The following is an 18808-nucleotide window of genomic DNA, read 5'->3' as shown; positions in this document are numbered from 1 at the left end:
CGCCCGCCTACGCGAAGAAAAACCGCAAAAGCCAAGCATAGGAACGTCGTAACGCAACCACCCACCCGCTAAAACCGTGGCTGGATATATTTGACCGGTCTACCCTACCACTGCATTACACAGTTCACTAGTTACCCCACCCACGACTTTTAGGCAGCCCTAACCTAGTTATCTGATAAAATCCTAAAAAGAATTGCACAATAAATGAGATATAGACCTCTCACGGGGTTAGTTCCGTAAAATCTCACGTTTTATCGCGTACTATGTCACTGACGCAAGTACCCAGAACAACGGCTCTTTTCCAAGCCGCGGTTCTCGTAGCGCGCACTTTATTTCTTCTACTCGGATCGTTCGGCACGTACCTGCCGATAAAGAATGGAGTTGCCACTCATGGCTTCAGTAACCTTTGATGCCGCAACGCGCATCTACCCAGGCGCTACTACCCCATCGGTAGACAAATTCACCCTTGACATAGCAGACGGCGAATTTTTGGTTCTCGTCGGACCTTCCGGCTGCGGTAAGTCCACCACCCTGCGCATGCTCGCTGGCCTAGAAGAGGTCAACGACGGTCGCATTTTGATTGGGGAGCGCGACGTTACCGACATGCCACCACGCGACCGCGACATCGCTATGGTGTTTCAGAACTACGCCCTGTACCCCCACATGACAGTGCGCGAGAACATGGGCTTTGCACTCAAGATTGATAAGCGCCCCAAGGAAGAGATCGATCGTCGTGTCGAAGAGGCCGCACGCACCTTGGATCTCACCGCGTTCCTTGATCGCAAGCCAAAGGCACTGTCCGGTGGTCAACGCCAGCGTGTTGCCATGGGCCGCGCTATCGTGCGTAAACCAGAGGTCTTCCTCATGGATGAGCCACTATCTAACTTGGACGCAAAGCTTCGTGTTCAAACCCGTACACAGATTGCAGCGCTGCAGCGCAAGCTCGGCGTGACCACCTTGTACGTCACCCACGACCAGACGGAAGCACTGACCATGGGCGACCGCATCGCCGTTCTCAACTTTGGCAAGCTCCAGCAAGTGGGCACCCCACGCGAGCTCTACGATCGGCCAGCAAATGAGTTCGTCGCTGGCTTCATTGGCTCCCCCGCCATGAACTTGGGCACCTTCACCGTCGAAGGCAACCACGCAGTGCTCGGCAATGCCCGCGTACCACTGAGCGACGCAACCCTCGACGCCATCACCCCAGCCGACAACGGCCAGATCGTGATTGGCTTCCGCCCAGAGGCGCTCGAGATCGTCCCAGAAGGAACCCCGAACACCATTCCGGTAAAACTCCACCTTGTCGAAGAGCTCGGTTCCGATGCCTTCATGTACGGCAAGCTCGTTGGTGGCGGCGAACTCGGCTCCGGCACGGACGCTAACCCAGATGATGTCTCCACCGACCAGATCATCATCCGTACCGCACCTCACGCTGCTCCACCTATTGGTTCGGTTGTTCACGTCCGCATCCGTGAGGGCGCACAGCACAACTTCTCCAAGGCAACCGGCGATCGCCTGCCTGAGTAGTAGCTCACTCCCCGCATTCATAGGCGGTGTCTCAGCACTGCCCTAGCCCAGACTGCTAGGGTGTCTGGACACCGCCTCTTTCCTTATTTCCCCATACCATCCTTGGAGGTTTTGGTGTTTACTCCGCAACCGTCGATGCAGATCACCAACGGAACTATCGCCCCAGCTTTACTGCAACTGCCTTGGAGCGTTCCGCTTGAAGACTGGCCTGATGACGTACTCGCCAGCCTGCCACGCGGTATCTCTCGCCATACCGTGCGCTTTGTCAACGTTGATGGCCACGTTTTTGCCATTAAAGAAATCGGGCAAAAAGCCGCCTACCACGAGTACAAAATGCTGCGCGACCTCAATCGACTCGGAGCCCCCTCCGTTCAACCACTTGCCGTAATCACAGGGCGTGTCGACGCCACCGGTCAGCCACTCACCCCCGCACTAGTCACAGAGCATTTGAGCTTTTCGCTCCCCTATCGCGCTGTGTTTTCTCAAACGAGTGTGTCTCGCTCCATGCGCCCCGAAACAGCCACCCGCATGATCGACTCCATCGCCCTGCTGCTCGTACGCTTACACCTCCTCAACTTCTTCTGGGGTGATGTCAGCCTGTCCAACACTTTGTTCCGTCGTGACGCCGACGCTTTTTCCGGCTACCTCGTCGACGCAGAAACCGGCGATTTACAGCCACAGCTGAGCGAACAACGCCGGCTTTACGACGTAGAAATCGCCCGCGTCAACATCATCGGCGAACTTATGGATCTACAAGCAGGCGGACTTCTCCCCAGCGATGTCGACGCCATCGAAGTAGGAAACCGCATCGCCGAAAAATACGAGCTGTTATGGGAAGAACTCACCGGTGAACAAACCATCAATGCCTCCGAAGCTTGGCGAGTACAACAACGCATTGAGCGTCTCAACGACCTCGGATTTGATGTCAGCGAATTAAAGCTCAAGCCCGCCCAAGTAGAAGGCACCGAAATGCTGCAGATGCGTCCCCGCGTTGTTGACGCAGGCCACCATCACCGCGCCCTCATGCGGATGACCGGGCTGGATGTTCAAGAACGCCAAGCCCGCAGAATTATCAACGCGATTGAGACATATCGCGCGGTTAATCACAAAGAGCACATTCCGCTCAACCAGGTGGCACACGAGTGGCTCACCAATGTTTTTGAGCCCACGCTTGCCTCCATCCCCGCAGAATTCGCGTCACGCCTGCAACCGGCACAGCTATTTCATGAGATTGTGGAACACCGGTGGTATCTCTCAGAGGAATGCGGCCACGAAGTCCCCCTCCACGAGGCCACGCAAGCCTATATTCAGACAATCTTGCCCAACCGCCCCGATGAAAAACACGTGTTAGACAACAACGTCAGCTAAATAACAGCACTGAGCGCCGCCGCTACCGCCAAAAGTACTGGATAAGCCACCGCAAGCCCCAGCTGCGGTAGCGGATCAAGCGTTTCGGTAAGGGAACGTCGATAGTGCAACACCACCACGCCCAGCGCAGGCGTGATAAACATGGCTGCTCCCACGCCACCAGCGCTAAACATCATACGGTTTTCCGAACCCCACAACGCATAAAACACCAATGTAAAAGCTAAGTATCCAAAACCTAACGGAATAACACCTAACCGTGTTCCAAGGCTAAAACCAAAAATCCAGATCAAGGCTGCAATAACAACTGCAACCGCCAGCAGAATCCGAAGCCGGGACTGCGGCAACCGTTGGAAAGCCTGTATAACAATCCACGATATGAGCAACGCCCACGCAGGGTTTTGAGACTCAGCCGTCCACAATGTTTGGTGCGTTAGTACGTCATGGGGCACCTCGCTTACGACAGCGATGACGAGAATACCTACTCCGATAAAAGGCACCCCGCGTTTGATAAGTACGACTAGGAGCCAACAAACAATAGGTGCTGCAGCCCACGATACGGTTTCTAAGAGCATGCCCACTGTGAGCTTCCCCAAACTGGCATCCAGATAGCCATCATGTGTGGGTTGCACAATAACATTGCCCAGCATTCCTAATGCCAGCAGCACCAATGCTATGGCTGCAAGCGCTGTCAGGCTTAAGCCTTTACGTTTCGTTTCCACCTAATCACGCCTTTTTCACACAACAACGCCGTACCCGAGGACTTCTAGGTAGAAGCCAAGTACGGCGTTGATGAAGCTAGTTTTTATCCCTTGACAGAGCCTGCCATGGATTCTTGGTAGTACCGCTGCATCACGATAAACAGAATTGTAATCGGAATGGAAACGCAGACAGCACCCGCAGCGAATCGAGCAAACCAGTCGTAGATGTATTCCTTCTCTAGCATCTTCCACAAACCAAGGGAAACGGTGTAGTTCTCCTGAGTGCGGGCGATGGCCTTAGCAAGAACGAAGTCGAGCCATGGGGTCAGGAAAGCCACGATGGATTGATACACGATCATTGGCTTGGAGATCGGAAGGATGATCTTGGTAAAGACCTGCCACCTCGTGCAGCCGTCGAGAAGCGCTGCTTCGTCGAGGGAGATCGGGATGGTATCCATGAAGCCCTTCATCACATAGAAGCCCATGCCGGCACCAGCCGAGTACACGATGATCAGAGCAAGGTTGGTGGTCCAACCTTGGGTAAGACCCACAGCCTTCAAGATGAAGTAAATTGCAACAACGGCCATGATGCCTGGGAACATTCCCAAGACGAGGGCGATGTTCATGTACACCTTGCGGAAGCGGAAGCGCAGACGGCTCAAGGAGTACGAGACGAACAGAACAAAGACCACACTGATAACACAGGTAAAGCACGCAATGATCAAGGTGTTCATGAACATCTTGGGGAAGTTCAGCACCGAGTGATCAGTAAAGAGTTTGATGTAGTTATCAAAGCCGTATTCCTCGGGGAAGAACGTCGAGGTGTAGGGAGCGCTGTTTTTGTTAAAGCTCTCGGCTACCACCCAGATGATCGGGATTACCCACAGGATTGCGAGGATGGAGAGGAAAAGGTGAACAGCAATGTCTGTCAGACGACGGATGCGTCGTTGGCTACCTTTGATTGCAACTTTATGAGTGCTCATCACTGGAATCCTTCCTCGTTACGGTACGAACCGCTTCGGCGGTACGTGATCAAGGCGACGACAGACAAGACAATGAAGGTGAGGATACCGATCACTGCACCGACGTTGTAGTCACCGCGGTCGACAGTGAGCTTGTACAGCCATGTAATCAAAAGGTCTGTCTTACCTGCGGAAGCACCGATCGGTGATGGGTCGCCACGCGAGAGAAGGTAGATCACGTTGAAGTTGTTCACGTTCGCAGTGAACGTTGTGATGAGGTATGGGGTCATCACGAAGAACATGTACGGCAGAGTCACGTTTCGGTAGGTCTGCCACCATGTTGCGCCGTCGAGACGCGCTGCCTCATAGAGCTCGCCTGGGATGTTCTGCAAAATACCGGTGACCTGCATGATGGTGTACGGAATACCGATCCACAGGTTGATCACGATAACGGTGACACGGGCCCATGTTGCGTCGGTAAAGAATGGCAAACCATGATCAATCAAACCAGCATCGAGCAGCATGCGGTTGATAATGCCCTCTGGCTGCAACATAGAACGAAGAACCAGCAGAGTAACGAACTGCGGAACAGCAACAGAGAGCGAGAAAATTGCACGCCAGAACGCCTTGCCATAAGTGGTTTTACGCTCGATGAGCATAGCCAAGAACATACCGATGAAGTAGTTCAAAAAGGTGGCGAAGAATGCCCACGTCAGCGTCCACACCAGCACACTCGTGAACAACTTAAGGTTTACTTCACCACCATCATTAGCAAAAACTTTGGCAAAGTTTTCTAAACCTACCCAGTCAAATTTTTGAACATGCCCAGAGTCATAACTTGTAAATGCCATGCTGATCATAAAGATAAGCGGCAATATCGTGAAGATGATAATTCCAGCGGTAGGAAGTGTCATTAATAAGATAGGCGCGTCTTCATCGGTGAGAGCATACAAATCTTCTTTTAGACTACGAGCTTTACCGCGTTGTTCGACAAAAGTCTGGGCTTTGTACGCGCTACGCATAGCGAGCGTGGCAAGCCAAAGGACAACGATGAGCAGGAAAACAACGGCGACACCATCGAGGAGCAAAACGACCGAAGGCTCACTCTTCTGGTAGACCCAGAAGCCGTCAACTTTGACCCGTTCTGATTCACCGGTACCTAAACCGGGAAGTTCTTTCAGAGCTTTTACGCCCTTGGTTGCAAAGAAAACAACAGCAGCGATCTCAATGAGAAGAAACGCAATGCCTTTAGCGAACTGCTTGCGCAGTAGGTTGCCTAAACCAAAAACCAGTAACGAAGCTTTGGTAATACCGTCGCCACTATTCCACGCCTTCGACATTGAATAAGGGCTAGGAGCATCTTCGCGTTTCTGAGTCTTTTTTGTTTTCAGTTTTAAACCACCGTGTTGGCTCGCAGCTTTCATGAGCCCGCACTTCCTTCCTGTGGCTGTATATGCCGTGAGCCCAGCACTAGGACTGGGCTCACGATCTAGATGGCTCGTATGACAAAGCGTCATACGTTTCTGGAAAAACCAGAGTTACTACTTCAGAGTGGACGCCCAAGTTTCCGTCTTTTGGGCAGCATTTTCAGGTGCAACCTCTCGATTGGCAAGTCCTTTACCAAAGTTTTCTGCTGGCTCCCAGAAATCAGACATCTTCTTGATAGTTGGCTGCAGGATAGAAGCTTTTGCTACTGTCTCGAACAGTGCACCAGCTACTGGATCAGCGGTAATAGTTGCATCTGTAGAGAGAGTTTTATCTGCTGGGATAACGCCGTTCTTTTCAAAATGGGATTTCTGAGACTGAGAAGAAGCCAAGAATGCTGCGAACTCAGAAGCGATCTTTGGGTTCTTAGTGTTGGGGTTGTAGCCAATTGCTTTAGAACCAGAGAAAGCCTTCATCTGAACATCTTTGCCATCAAGTTTGAAGGTAGGCAAAGATGCCACAGCATAGTTATCGCCGAGAGCTTCTTTGACGTTGTTTGCATCCCATGAACCAGAGAACACAACATCAACAGAGCCGTTCTTCATACCGCCAATACCGGAACCATCAGCATCATTAACAAAATTAGGATTACGAACAACGTTTGCGAGGTACTTGGTTACATCGCCAGCCTTCGCACCCAAATCGATGCCTGCGTCTGCTTTAAGTCCGTCATCACCGAAGAACTTCGCTCCTGCACCAGCATAGAAAGCTGGGAAGTACCAAGAGTTAGAGATTGGGAAAGAGACCTTTGCTTTCTCCAGCATGGTGTCGAAAGACTTGACGTCGTCAGCGCTGAGCTTAGACTTGTTGTAGTACATGAACCAAGTGTTTGGCTCAATCGGTAGACCGTATGCCTTACCGTCTTGGCCGGTCACAGTAGCGGCCATCGTGTCTTCAGCTTGTTCCTTGAGCTGCTTCATACCATCATCTGACAACTCACCAACCGCACCAGAATCGAGCAACGAACCTAGCTGGTCATTGGCATATACGTATACATCAGCTGCGGCACTTGGATCTTGGTTCACCGTCTTGCCTGCATCTGCTGCAGAAACAACCGAATTCTTCCAGGTGATCTTGTAATCAGGATGAGCCTTTTCGAATTCCTTCTGAACTGACTGGAGCCATCCGTCAGCGCCATCCTGATCTTCCTGAGGACCCCAAACGGTCAAAGTTGCCTCGTTGGAGGCGCCAGAACCGGAAGCTTTATTGCTGGAGTCGGACTCGCTGGAACAGCCTGCGAGGACCAGGGTAGATGCAGCAACTACGCTGAGAATTTTCTTGGTGTGGACCATATCCACGACACCGCCTTTACAGTTAGAAAAAAGACTTATGGTTTAGCCAAAAGCCCCTAGCCCAATCCGTTGACCAGCACGGATACGTTTCAAGCTAGGTGGTAATCACCATTCAAGCTGTAAGCTTAATATTGTGTGACTAAGACCGACAAATTTTTATAGAGTTACCTAAGTCACACACTGCACTGGAATTTCATTTTACTACCTGAAAATCGCACTTTTAGCGCAACGAGTGCACCCGAACTGCAACGATATAGTGCAGCCGCATCCCCTACTTCCGATGGATATTAACAGAGCCTTAGCTAGAAATGAACCAATTCGCAGATATTTTTATCCCCACACCACTACCCCCACTACCCCACTGGTAATAACCTCATACCTCACACCGAAAAACACCTCGCGTGAGCTCAGTACGATAGAGAGCATGACGTCGAAAAGCCTTCCAACTCGCACCACGCTAAGCTCGGGAACGTTCTATCAGATTTACCCTCCTAGCTTTGCCGATTCCAATAAAGACGGCATCGGAGATTTCCGTGGAATCATCTCGCGACTCGACTATCTCAGCGACCTTGGCATCACCGGAATCTGGCTCAACGCGTGCTTTGATTCACCTTTTAAAGACGGCGGCTACGATGTGCGCGACTACACAAAGGTGGCTTCTCGGTACGGCACCCATGAGGATTTGGTGGAGCTTTTCCACCAAGCGCATTCCCGCGGAATTGCCATTATCTTGGATCTGGTTCCTGGCCACACCAGCGAACAACACCCCTGGTTTCAACAAAGTGCTGCTAGTGAATACACAGATTTTGATGACCGCTATATTTGGACTTCGCACGCATTTGAGGGTGGTGAGGGGCTAGCTTTTATTGGCGGCGAACACCCCCGCAACGGTGCGTACATTATTAATTTCTTCAAATCTCAACCTGCACTCAATTATGGTTTCGCAGAATTAACCCAGCCATGGCACCAGCCAATAGATGCCCCTGGCCCGCGGGCAAACCAAGACGCGATGGTTGAGATTATGAAGTACTGGTTATCGCAGGGTGCCGATGGTTTCCGCGTGGATATGGCGGATTCGCTTGTGAAAAACGACGGCACCTCAAAGCGGGCCACGATTGGTATTTGGCAGTCTATGTTGAGCCAAGTTCGCGCCGAGTTTCCTAATGCCATCTTTGTCTCGGAGTGGGGCACGCCTACTCAAGCGTTTGAGGCGGGCTTTGACGCTGACTTTTACCTCGATTGGCGCGGCAATGGTTACAACCTTTTGGCACGTAACACGGATACGCCACTGGAGCGGCGCAATGATGCAAGTTTCTTTAACTCTGATTCCGCTACGGGTGCCCAAGAGTTTCTCGATATGTATTTGCCGCAATGGGAGCACACCCATGAGGCAGGGCTGTTTAGTTTTATCAGCGGTAACCATGACTGCCCGCGTCTTGCACCACGCCTAAATGAACAAGAACGCGCGTTGTTCTTCTTGTTCCAGCTCACTATGCCTGGCCTTCCTTTCATTTATTACGGGGATGAAATTGGGCTTCCCTATGCGGAGATCCCTACGAAGGAGGGCGGCTATGCGCGCACGGGGTCGCGCACCCCCATGTGCTGGGATTCCCAGTTGCCTAACGGCGGTTTTTCGCTTGGCGACGCTCCCCTGTACCTCCCCATGACTGATACATCCCAGAATGTGGCGCAGCAGCGTGAGCGTGCGGATTCGTTGTTCCATCACGTACAAAAGCTCATTCAGTTGCGTTCTCAGCTGCCAGCTTTAGATGGCTTTGCTGATCTAGAGTTTGATCTTTCTCTCCTAAAGAAGCACCCCAAGGTTATGGTGTATCGCCGTACTCATCATGGTGGCGACAATGTGCTTATTGCCCTCAATGCAGGTAATAAGCCGATACGCGTCGAGCTTCAGCAGCCCCAAGCACATGAGCTTTTCCGTTGTGGTGATGTGACATATCCCGATCTCTCAGATCACAGCGTGGTTGAGTTGGGTCCTACTTCTGGTGTCATCTTGTCCGTGTAACAATGTTGTCTATGGATACTAGAGACCCCCATGCTTGGTGGCGTGACGCTGCCATTTACCAAATTTACCCCAAGTCCTTCGCTTCGTCGGGTGGACCTATGGGAACGCTTCGGGGAATCACCTCTCGGTTGGATTATGTTCGCGACCTTGGCGTAGACGCCATCTGGTTATCACCGTTTTACACTTCTCCGCAGCGTGATGGCGGTTATGATGTTGCTGATTATTTCAGCGTTGATCCGCTGTTCGGTTCCAACGCCGATGCGGAGGAGCTTATTTCTGAGGCTCATGACCGTGGCCTGCGGGTGATTTTCGATCTCGTTCCTAATCACACTTCCGATCAGCACGTGTGGTTTCGTGAAGCATTACAAGCGGGGCCTAGTTCTCCGGAGCGCAATCATTATTGGTTCCGCGAGGGCAAGGGGCCGCAAGGCTGCGAGCCTCCTAACGATTGGTTGTCTATTTTCGGCGGGAGCGCATGGACTCAGGTATGTGCGCGTGACGACGCCCCCGGTTCCCCGTGGGAGCACGATACCTCGTGGTACCTGCACTTATTTGACTCTTCACAGCCGGATCTTAATTGGTCGAACAACGATGTGGTCGAGTTTTTTGATAGCATTCTTCGTTTTTGGCTTGATCGCGGAGTCGATGGTTTCCGCGTTGATGTAGCCCATGGCCTTGCCAAGGACCCAAAGCTGCCCGACTGGCAGTTCCACTGGACAATGGTTGAAGGTGGGCACGACAGCCCCGAGGACGTTCCGCCACCACCGATGTGGAACCGTGAAGAAGTCCATCAGATCTACCGCCATTGGCGCACGGTTCTGGATGAATACCCAGGTAATCGCGCCTTGGTTGCTGAGGCTTGGGTTGATGCGACAACTGATATTGCTCATTATGTTCAGCCGGATGAGATGAACCAAGCGTTTAATTTTGATTTCCTCATCTGTCCATGGTGTTCCGAGGATCTTGGGCGTGTTATTCATACGTCCTTGGAGGCTCTTGCTCCTACGGGGTCGCCGGCGACCTGGGTGATGTCGAACCATGACGTTGTTCGCGCGTCGTCACGCTTGGGACTTAGTACCCCAGGTGCGCGCCCTAACGGTATCCGCGCTACCGACGAGCAACCCGACGCTGACCTCGGTGCGCGTCGCGCCCGCGCTGCGCATATGCTGATGTATTCGTTGCCAGGTTCGGTGTACATCTATCAGGGCGAGGAACTTAATCTGCCAGAGCACACCACGCTTGACGACGCCCTGCGCCAGGATCCCACGTATTTCCGCACCGAGCACCGCGAAGCCGGCCGTGATGGCTGCCGCATCCCCCTGCCGTGGACGTCGCAACGCCCAGGCCTTGGGTTTTCCCCCACTGGACAAACTTGGTTGCCGCAGCCAGAGGGCTGGGAGAATCGGGCAGTGTCGTCTCAAGAGTCGGATCCTCATTCCGATCTTATGCTTTTTAGGCGCATGCTGCAGGTCCGAAAGTCCTTGAACTTTGGCCGAGGTCGGCTGTCTCCTGTGTGGTTGAAGCAGGATTGTTTGGCGTACATCAATTCTGATGATGGACGTTGTGACGTGATGCTGATCGTCGCTTTTGACCAGGATGTCGCAGTCCCCGAAAGCTGGCACATCGCGTTGTCTACAGAGGAATGCCACGATGTTGTTGCAGCTAATAGTGCTGCTTGGCTGCTGCGTGAAGGAGACTCATGGCACGTATAACTTCGCTGACCGCTGTTGATTCATTCTTTTGCGAAGACGATCAGTGGCAGCATGGCACACGCCAGCGCACTGTGTTAAACGATGAGCAGCTGAGCGTGCTTATCGACGCCACCCCGTACACCACCGTTGATCGCGTCCGCGGGCACGATGTGGAACTTATCCACGGCATGCTGCGGCAACAAGGGGTGATTGTTTCAGCACAGCAGGTTTCTCAAGCATGTTATTGTGCGGGATCGGTAGCGGGGGTAAATCCTTATAACCGGATGGATATTGACATCATCCCTGTCGAGGATTCCCCAGAACCTGTACAAACATCAACGCTTAGGTGCACGCCGGAGCAGATCCAGTCGGCATATCGTAGGTTGCTTAAGCAGGCTGACCTTAGGCGCAAAACAGCGGCAACGCATGCTGCTGGAATTTTCGGCTCTGATGGTGCCGAGATTGTTGTTCGGGAGTGTCTCACGGCTCATCAAGCAGGCTGGAAAGTTCTGGGTGTGGCGATGATGTCCGAAGGTCATGATAACGCCGTCATTTTTGCCACCACAGGGCTTATCGACGCCACCGTGGTTGAGATTGCTCGGCTGTGTGGTTGTAGCACTGTGGTTTCGTCGGCGCCTGCGGTTACTTCCGCGATTGCCGACGCCCACCGTGCGGGCATCACGCTCATTGGAGCACTGGGCGATGCTACCTTCAAGCTCTACGCAGGAGCTGTAGATATGTAATTAATCGCGGTAGTTTTCGCTGCCGCGATTCAGCCATGCATATACGCCGCCGATGCATAGTCCGCCGCCAACGAGGTTGCCGAAGAAGTCGATGCCCCAGTTGTGCAGGATGTAGCCGGCGGTGAAGTATTCACTATGTGCTTCTGAACCAAAGCCTACGAGGGTGACGAGGCTAAAGTTGGCTACTACGTGTTCGAGGCCAAGGCCTACAAACATGCCGATGACGAACATCAGCCAGATAAGTTTTCCGGCGATGTCTTTAATCAGCGCGCAGCCCACGATGGCCATGTTGACCACGAAATTGGCCAGCATTGCTTCTACGAAGAGTCCCATGGAGTGCTTTTCTAATTTGTGGTCGAGCGTGACAGAGACGAATGATTCTGGGGTCAATCCGCTGTAGGCTGTCGATTGTCCGAGCAGGTAGCCGATGATTACGGCACCGACTAAGTTGCCGATGACGCAGACGATGAGCATGAGGGCTGCTTTGTGCCATGGGATCTTTTTACCGACTACGCCATAGGACATGTACATCATGTTGCTGGTCACGAGTTCTGCGTTGAGGATCACGATGGTGGCGAGTCCTACGAAGAAGAACATTGCGAAGGTGACCGAGCCGAGTCCTGGGGCTAGGTTTTCTACTTTTTGGCCAACCTGTGCGGAGAATGCGGTTCCGAGGGTCAGATAAACACCGGCGAGGATGCAGCGGGTGAAGTATCGGAGGAAATTTGTTTTCAGCAGGGCTTCTTTTTTAGCCACGGACCCAAAGATTTTGTCGTTTAGGGTCGGATTGTGCGTTGCCACTAGGGTGTTTACCTCTCATAGCGATAGCGGGGTTAAACCAACCCTTCGATAATAAAGGTCGCAGCTTACATTTCTTTAATTTTGTTATCCCGAGCACATCTTGGCATTGTGGTTTATATACAAGAAAAGCTGGCAGCTACTCATAGTGAGTAACTACCAGCTCGGTGAAGCTTAAAATTAAGCCTCGGTCACGGAGCCGCCAGCGGCTTCGATCTTCTCAACTGCAGACTTGGAGAACTTGGTTGCAGTGACGTTCAGCTTGACGCTGATCTCGCCATTACCAAGAACCTTGACTGGCTGCTTAGGGCGAACGAGGCCCTTTGCAACGATGTCAGCTACAGCAATGTCGCCACCCTGTGGGAAAGCCTTCTCGAGGTCGGAAACGTTGACGACCTGGTAGTAGACCTTTGCAGGGTTCTTGAATCCCTTGAGCTTTGGCAGACGCATGTGCAGCGGCATTTGACCACCCTCGAAAGCAGCGGAAACCTGCTTGCGAGCCTTGGTGCCCTTGGTACCGCGACCTGCGGTCTTACCCTTGGAAGCCTCACCGCGGCCAACGCGGGTCTTTGGCTTGTTTGCACCCTTTGCTGGGCGCAGGTCGTGGAGCTTAATTGGTTCGCTCATTATTACTCCCCTGCCACTTCTTCAACAGACACCATGTGGCGGACCACATTGACCATGCCGCGAACGACTGGGGTGTCCTGGTGTACTACGGAGTGGTTGATGTGCTTCAGGCCAAGAGCAGCCATGTTCTTACGCTGCTTTGGGTTAGCACCAACCAAACCCTTGTGCTGGGTAATCTTCAGGGCCATGGTTTAAGCCTCCTGTCCTGCGCGAGCGCGCAGCATACGAGCTGGAGCAACTTCCTCCAAGGTCTTGCCACGACGTGCGGCGACCTCTTCTGGGCGGTTGAGCTGCTTCAGGCCAGCAACGGTGGCGTGGACCACGTTGATGGCGTTGTCGGAGCCAAGAGACTTGCACAGAATGTCCTGAACGCCTGCGCATTCGAGGACTGGACGTGCAGCACCACCAGCGATAACACCGGTACCAGGAGCAGCTGGGCGCATCATAACGATGCCGGCTGCAGCCTCGCCCTGAACTGGGTGAGTAATGGTGCCAGCAACCATTGGAACGCGGAAGAAGTTCTTACGAGCTTCTTCTGCACCCTTTTGGATTGCAGCTGGAACTTCCTTGGCCTTGCCGTAACCAACACCGACCATTCCCTTGCCGTCGCCAACGATCACGAGAGCGGTGAAGCTGAAGCGACGACCACCCTTCACGACCTTGGACACACGGTTGATGGTCACGACGCGCTCGATGTACTGAGAGCGCTCGTCCTGCTGCTGGTTGCGACGATCATCGCGGCGACCGCCGCGGCGGTCGTTCTTCTTCTGGTTGTCGTCGGCGGAGCGTCCGCCGTCACGCCGTTCACGTCCCGGCATTACGCAATCCTTCCGTTGAGGTTCATGGAGATAGCAGTCATTAGAACTTCAGACCGCCTTCGCGAGCTGCATCAGCCAAAGCTGCAATACGGCCGTGGTACTTGTAGCCACCGCGGTCGAAGACGATAGCGGTGATGCCAGCAGCCTGTGCGCGCTCGGCGATCAGCTGACCGACCTTTGCACCCTTAGCCTTCTTATCGCCCTCAAGTGCGCGTACTTCTGCTTCCAAGGTGGAAGCAGCAGCCAGGGTACGACCAGCGATGTCGTCGATAACCTGAACATGCATGTGGCGAGAAGAGCGGTGCACGACGAGACGTGGGGTCTCGGCGGTGCCACGCAGGTTCTTGCGGATACGGTCGTGACGGCGTGCGCGAGCGATACGACGGCGGGTGGAGATATCCTTGCCCACTGGAAGACGCTTTGCGTTGTTGTTTTCGGTGTTGCTCATGCTTACTTACCCGTCTTTCCGACCTTGCGACGGATCTGCTCGCCTTCGTAGCGAATACCCTTGCCCTTGTAAGGATCATCCTTACGCAGACGACGGATAATGGCGGCGATCTGTCCGACCTTCTGCTTGTCGATACCGGAGACAGACAACTTGGTGTTGCCATCAACGGCGAACGTGATGCCTTCTGGTGCCTCGATCAGCACTGGGTGGGAGTAACCGAGAGAGAACTCAAGGTTCTTGCCCTTCAGAGCAACACGGTAACCAACGCCGAAGATCTCCATCTTGATGGTGTAACCCTCGGTAACGCCAACAACCATGTTGTTAACGAGCGAGCGGGAAAGACCATGCAAAGAACGGTTCTTGCGGTGATCGTCCGGACGAACGACGCTGATCTGGCCGTCTTCAATAGAAGCGACGATTGGCTCTGGGATGGTGAGATCCAAGGTGCCCTTAGGACCCTTGACCTCAACATGCTGGCCGTCGATCTTTACGTCAACGCCGGATGGAATTGCGATAGGTGCCTTACCTACACGTGACATGTTTCGTCTCCTCCCTTACCAGACGTAGGCGAGAACTTCTCCGCCTACACCCTTCTCGGTAGCCTGACGATCGGTCAGCAGACCCTGGGACGTGGAGATGATGGCCACGCCCAAGCCGCCGAGGACCTGTGGCAGGTTGGTGGACTTTGCATACACACGCAGACCTGGCTTAGAAACACGACGAACGCCCTCGATGGAACGCTGACGGTTTGGGCCGTACTTGAGGTCGAGGGTCAAGGTCTTGCCAACCTTTGCGTCCTCAACCTTGTAGTCAGCAATGTAGCCTTCAGACTTCAGAATCTCGGCGATGTTTGCCTTGAGCTTAGAAGAAGGCATCGACACTGCATCGTGGTGCGCATTGTTAGCATTGCGCACGCGCGACAGCATGTCGGCGATTGGATCAGTCATGGTCATAGAAGTGACCTGGCGCCTTTCTCGTTGCGGTTCCTACCCACCTTTAACGGCGTTAACCGCGCTCTTGAGGGCCACTAGCGCTCCCCTAGCTCAGTAGCTGAGGTGCTCGCTGCCTGTTATTCACGCGGTCGCATAAGGCGAGGGGCCTACAACAAAGTAGGTTTGAAAATTTACATGGTGGCCTAGATGTAGTTACCCACAAGACCAAAGAAAGAGGTTACACATCAAAAAAGCAAATCACAAGAAATCAGTCAAAATATTTTTTACACGTCAAAGCGGTCCACATCAGAACTAACCCCACCCCCATGGCGCCATCATTGAGCCGCACTACAACAAGAGCGATGACACGAGTGAGGTCTACTCCTTGGTCAAACTTGTCGATTCCAACAAGCCACCAGCGGTGAAGGAATCCAGCGATGAGTCTGCTTTGGAAAAGCTCAAGAATAAACATGAAGGTTCTGAAGATTCGAACACTTCCGAATCAGGATCATCCGCAGGCGGCTTTTCGTTGTCGAATATTTTGGGCACGCTGTCCACAGTGCTCTCGCTCATGATTGCAGCGTTCGACATTGGCAGCTTGCTGCGTGGATGCATAGAAAAACTCCCCACAATTTGGTTTCTGATTTCTCAGTCCGGATTATGGGGAGCAGTTCAGGAGCGCTCCTTATTCTATGCGATTAGAAGCGTTGCCAGTCTGGCTTATTCTCTAGCGCATAGCGGTAGTACTGAGTGTGCTCAAGTTTTGCTGCCGCTGCCTCATCAACAATCACAGTGGCATGCTCGTGCAGCTGCAAAACAGATGCTGGGCACACGGCGGCGACTGGCCCTTCCACCATTGCTTTGACTGCATCTGCTTTATTCTCGCCAAAGCAGAGCATCAGCAGGTGTCGGGCCTCGCGGATGGTACCGATTCCTTGGGTCATCACGTGGTGTGGAACTTGTGATTCGTCGCCATCAAAGAATCGAGAATTATCGCGTACCGTGTCTGGGTGCAGCGTCTTGATACGCGTACGGCTTGCCATAGACGAGGTTGGCTCGTTAAAAGCAATGTGACCATCGGTTCCGATACCAAGAATCTGAATGTCAACACCGCCTTTTTCTACGATCAGGCGATCGTATTCCTGTGCTGCTTGTCCTGGGTGTTCTGCGGTGCCGTCAGGGTTGAACACCTTCTCGTCTGGGATATCGATATGCGAAGTAAATTCCCGTCGAATGGTGCTGTAGTAGCTTTGTTCGTGTTCGCGAGGCAATCCGACGTATTCGTCGAGAGTAAATGCTTGGCATTCGGCAAACGACAAGCCTTCCTCATTGTGGCGACGAATGAGCTCTTGGTAGGTGCCTAGCGGAGTAGATCCGGTAGCAAGACCCAGGGTCTTTCCTTCACGTGCGTATTCTTCTAGGATGTCGGCGGCGATACGAGCGGCGTCGTCCTTGGTGGGGGTGATTACGATCTCCATGTTTTTCTCTTTCCTTTGAGGAGGCTTGTGGCCTTAGATATCCTCGCCTTTGATGAGCACGTGGTCGACATGGAAGTCGCCGCTGCATAGGACAAGGTCTGCGCGTTTTCCTACTTCGATGGCCCCGCGGTCGTGTAATCCGAGGATTCGGGTTCCTTCGGTTGCGGCTTTGACTACGTCTTCTATGGGGAATCCTGCGGCGACGTGTCGGCGTACTTGGTCGATCACACGTGAGGTGCCGCCTGCGATAGCGCCTTCGCTGCCGTCGGTGGTGGTCAGTCGTGCGACGGAGTCTTTCACGGTGACGGCGAGGGCTCCGAGAACGTAGTCCCCGTCTTCTTTTCCTGCTGCGCCCATCGCGTCGGAGACAAAGCTCACTCGATCCGCACCTACGGAGTCGATGACCATGCGCACTGTGTGGTCATCGAGGTGGATGCCATCGGCGACTAGTTCTACGTGGGCGTTGCCTCGAGCTGCGGCGTCGATAAGCGCTGCGGCTGCACCGGGGTCACGGTGGTGTATTGCTGGCATTGCATTAAATAGGTGCGTTGCGGTCACAGTTGCACCGGCTGCTACTGCGTAGGACAGGGCTTGTTCGGTGACTGAGAAGTCTGCGTCGGTGTGTCCGAGGGAGACGATGATGTTGTTTTCGGCGCAGAGGTCGATGATTTCCTTGGCGTGTGCGGTTTCGGGGGCGAAGGTCATGGATTTGAGCCAGCCGCGTGCCGCTCTGATCATTTTCTTGAACAGTTCTGGGTCGCCTAGGATGATCGCTTCTGGGTCTTGTGCGCCGCAGCGGCACGGGTTAACAAAGGGGCCTTCGGCGTGGATTCCGTCGATTTCACCGGCGTCGGCAAGATCCGCTAGGAGGGATAGTTGCGGCAGTAGGGTGTGCTCGGGCATGGATACTGTCGACGCAAGCAGCGTGGTCGAGCCATGTGCGCGGTGGTGGCGTGCGGCGATCACGCATCCGTCGTAGTCGGAGTTGGGGAAGGACTCCCCTGCTCCACCGTGATTGTGGATGTCGGCAAGACCTGGCAGCACGAGGGGTGGGTTATCTACTTCTGGTGCTGGTGTGATCGCTGCGATCATTCCGTTAGAGTCGATGTCTATCCGATGGTGCGGTAGAACACCGGCTGGAGTGACCAGGTCACCAATGATCTGTTTCATTCCTTGGTACTCCTTGGTTGTGATGTGTGGGGGTGTTAGTTTCCGCGGGCTGCGTTGGCAAACTGGGTGGTAACCCACGCGGTGTCGGTGATCGCGGTGCCGACGATAACGGCATCGACACCTGCAGCGAATCCTTGCTTGACGTGCTCTGGGCTGTGGAAGCGGCCTTCGCCGATCAGGAAGACCTCATCGCCTAGAAGCTCGCGGATTTCCTTGATGAGCTCGATGTCGGGGCCGTGAGTCTTTTCGCGGTGCTCGGTGTATCCGGCCAATGTGGTGGAAATGATGTCGGCACCGTCGCGGTGTGCTTGGACGGCTTCTTCGGCGGTAGCGATGTCAGCCATGGCGAGTTTTCCTTCGGCATGAACGGCATCTACTTGTTCTTTGAAGGTGGATCCGTCTTGGCGGGGGCGCAGGGTGGCGTCGATAGCAACTACGTCTGCACCTGCTTGTGCTACTGCTACTGCGGAGGCAACGGTGGGGGTGATGTACACGCCGGTGTCGCCTTCTTTGGTGAGGCCAATGACAGGCAGGGATACGGCTTCGCGTACTGCGGCGATGTCGTCGAGTCCGCCGTAGCCGCCGCAGCGAATGGCGGTGGATCCACCGTATTCTGCAGCTTTTGCCAGGAAGGCGATGGTGCGGGTGTCGCGCAGTGGGTGGCCTGTTGGGGCTTGTGCTGAGACGATCAGGCTGCCACGTACTTGGCCAATAAATTCGTTACGGTCCATGGTTTTCTCCTTCAATA

At 53.7% G+C, this 18808-nt stretch carries 19 protein-coding genes and 1 pseudogene; 6 read left to right on the top strand and 14 right to left on the bottom strand.

Annotated elements, in window-relative coordinates; genetic code table 11:
• Nucleotides 1–390 precede the first annotated feature (390 nt).
• Together AT687_RS02300 and AT687_RS02295 are read left to right on the top strand one after the other, a co-directional pair.
• Nucleotides 391–1527 (top strand): ABC transporter ATP-binding protein, encoded by a 1137-nt coding sequence (locus AT687_RS02300; RefSeq protein ID WP_014318690.1) that lies wholly within the window; start codon nucleotides 391–393, stop codon nucleotides 1525–1527.
• Between the two features lie 114 nt (nucleotides 1528–1641).
• On the top strand, nucleotides 1642–2895 hold the full coding sequence (locus tag AT687_RS02295; protein ID WP_014318689.1) for a DUF4032 domain-containing protein: 1254 nt from the start codon (nucleotides 1642–1644) through the stop codon (nucleotides 2893–2895).
• On the opposite strand, the gene AT687_RS02290 is transcribed toward AT687_RS02295, so the two are convergent.
• The 4 genes from AT687_RS02290 to AT687_RS02275 all read right to left on the bottom strand — a co-directional run bounded on the left by AT687_RS02290 (nucleotide 2892) and on the right by AT687_RS02275 (nucleotide 7332).
• A complete protein-coding gene (locus tag AT687_RS02290) occupies nucleotides 2892–3614 on the bottom strand; it encodes a hypothetical protein (RefSeq protein WP_014318688.1) in 723 nt (240 codons plus the stop codon). The genes AT687_RS02295 and AT687_RS02290 overlap by 4 nt on opposite strands.
• 83 nt (nucleotides 3615–3697) lie before the next feature.
• A complete protein-coding gene (locus AT687_RS02285) occupies nucleotides 3698–4576 on the bottom strand; it encodes a sugar ABC transporter permease (protein ID WP_004566839.1) in 879 nt (292 codons plus the stop codon).
• Nucleotides 4576–5979, bottom strand: coding sequence for a carbohydrate ABC transporter permease (locus tag AT687_RS02280; protein ID WP_014302944.1), 1404 nt, complete (start codon nucleotides 5977–5979; stop codon nucleotides 4576–4578). Before AT687_RS02280 ends, AT687_RS02285 begins: the two co-directional genes overlap by 1 nt.
• A gap of 117 nt (nucleotides 5980–6096) precedes the next feature.
• Complete coding sequence (locus AT687_RS02275) at nucleotides 6097–7332, bottom strand: extracellular solute-binding protein (protein ID WP_014302943.1); 1236 nt, start codon at nucleotides 7330–7332, stop codon at nucleotides 6097–6099.
• 280 nt (nucleotides 7333–7612) lie between these two features.
• Here AT687_RS02275 and AT687_RS02270 point away from each other — a divergent pair, with 280 nt between their 5' ends.
• Genes AT687_RS02270 through AT687_RS02260 form a run of 3 tightly spaced genes read left to right on the top strand, consistent with a single transcriptional unit; the run spans nucleotide 7613 to nucleotide 11789 of the window.
• A complete protein-coding gene (locus AT687_RS02270) occupies nucleotides 7613–9355 on the top strand; it encodes an alpha-amylase family glycosyl hydrolase (protein WP_014318687.1) in 1743 nt (580 codons plus the stop codon).
• Between the two features lie 2 nt (nucleotides 9356–9357).
• Nucleotides 9358–11067 carry a glycoside hydrolase family 13 protein gene (locus AT687_RS02265; protein WP_014318686.1) on the top strand — a complete coding sequence of 570 codons (1710 nt, stop codon included), beginning with the start codon at nucleotides 9358–9360 and terminating at the stop codon, nucleotides 11065–11067.
• Nucleotides 11055–11789 (top strand): formate dehydrogenase accessory sulfurtransferase FdhD, encoded by a 735-nt coding sequence (locus AT687_RS02260; RefSeq protein WP_014318685.1) that lies wholly within the window; start codon nucleotides 11055–11057, stop codon nucleotides 11787–11789. Before AT687_RS02265 ends, AT687_RS02260 begins: the two co-directional genes overlap by 13 nt.
• Here the strand turns inward: AT687_RS02260 and AT687_RS02255 are convergent, their stop codons facing one another.
• From AT687_RS02255 to rpsH, 7 genes are all read right to left on the bottom strand, one after another.
• Nucleotides 11790–12590: a formate/nitrite transporter family protein gene (locus tag AT687_RS02255; RefSeq protein ID WP_014318684.1), complete on the bottom strand. Its 801-nt coding sequence runs from the start codon at nucleotides 12588–12590 to the stop codon at nucleotides 11790–11792.
• A gap of 177 nt (nucleotides 12591–12767) precedes the next feature.
• On the bottom strand, nucleotides 12768–13214 hold the full coding sequence (rplO, locus tag AT687_RS02250) for a 50S ribosomal protein L15 (RefSeq protein ID WP_004566828.1): 447 nt from the start codon (nucleotides 13212–13214) through the stop codon (nucleotides 12768–12770).
• A gap of 2 nt (nucleotides 13215–13216) precedes the next feature.
• Nucleotides 13217–13402 (bottom strand): 50S ribosomal protein L30, encoded by a 186-nt coding sequence (gene rpmD, locus AT687_RS02245; protein WP_004566826.1) that lies wholly within the window; start codon nucleotides 13400–13402, stop codon nucleotides 13217–13219.
• 3 nt (nucleotides 13403–13405) lie between these two features.
• The gene (gene rpsE, locus AT687_RS02240) at nucleotides 13406–14032 is read right to left on the bottom strand and encodes a 30S ribosomal protein S5 (protein ID WP_004566825.1); all 627 of its coding nucleotides are present in this window, start codon (nucleotides 14030–14032) and stop codon (nucleotides 13406–13408) included.
• A gap of 40 nt (nucleotides 14033–14072) precedes the next feature.
• A complete protein-coding gene (rplR, locus tag AT687_RS02235; RefSeq protein ID WP_014301439.1) occupies nucleotides 14073–14480 on the bottom strand; it encodes a 50S ribosomal protein L18 in 408 nt (135 codons plus the stop codon).
• A gap of 2 nt (nucleotides 14481–14482) precedes the next feature.
• Nucleotides 14483–15019 carry a 50S ribosomal protein L6 gene (rplF, locus tag AT687_RS02230; protein ID WP_004566822.1) on the bottom strand — a complete coding sequence of 179 codons (537 nt, stop codon included), beginning with the start codon at nucleotides 15017–15019 and terminating at the stop codon, nucleotides 14483–14485.
• Nucleotides 15020–15034: 15 nt separating this feature from the next.
• Nucleotides 15035–15433: a 30S ribosomal protein S8 gene (gene rpsH / locus AT687_RS02225; protein ID WP_014301438.1), complete on the bottom strand. Its 399-nt coding sequence runs from the start codon at nucleotides 15431–15433 to the stop codon at nucleotides 15035–15037.
• Nucleotides 15434–15740: 307 nt separating this feature from the next.
• Between rpsH and AT687_RS13590 the strand changes: the two are divergent.
• Nucleotides 15741–16016 (top strand): annotated as a pseudogene (locus AT687_RS13590) (HtaA domain-containing protein); the annotation flags it as partial.
• A 94-nt stretch (nucleotides 16017–16110) separates the two neighbouring features.
• Here the strand turns inward: AT687_RS13590 and nagB are convergent.
• The 3 genes from nagB to AT687_RS02205 are packed head-to-tail and all read right to left on the bottom strand — an operon-like array spanning nucleotide 16111 to nucleotide 18791.
• A complete protein-coding gene (gene nagB / locus AT687_RS02215) occupies nucleotides 16111–16890 on the bottom strand; it encodes a glucosamine-6-phosphate deaminase (RefSeq protein WP_014301436.1) in 780 nt (259 codons plus the stop codon).
• 33 nt (nucleotides 16891–16923) lie between these two features.
• Nucleotides 16924–18060 carry an N-acetylglucosamine-6-phosphate deacetylase gene (locus AT687_RS02210; protein WP_010934354.1) on the bottom strand — a complete coding sequence of 379 codons (1137 nt, stop codon included), beginning with the start codon at nucleotides 18058–18060 and terminating at the stop codon, nucleotides 16924–16926.
• A gap of 35 nt (nucleotides 18061–18095) precedes the next feature.
• The gene (locus AT687_RS02205) at nucleotides 18096–18791 is read right to left on the bottom strand and encodes an N-acetylmannosamine-6-phosphate 2-epimerase (protein ID WP_014318683.1); all 696 of its coding nucleotides are present in this window, start codon (nucleotides 18789–18791) and stop codon (nucleotides 18096–18098) included.
• Nucleotides 18792–18808 lie beyond the last annotated feature (17 nt).

This window comes from Corynebacterium diphtheriae, from assembly GCF_001457455.1.
Taxonomy (GTDB): Bacteria; Actinomycetota; Actinomycetes; order Mycobacteriales; family Mycobacteriaceae; genus Corynebacterium; species Corynebacterium diphtheriae.
The sequence above is the reverse complement of the archived record's forward strand: the minus strand, read 5'-3'. Positions and strand labels throughout refer to the sequence as shown.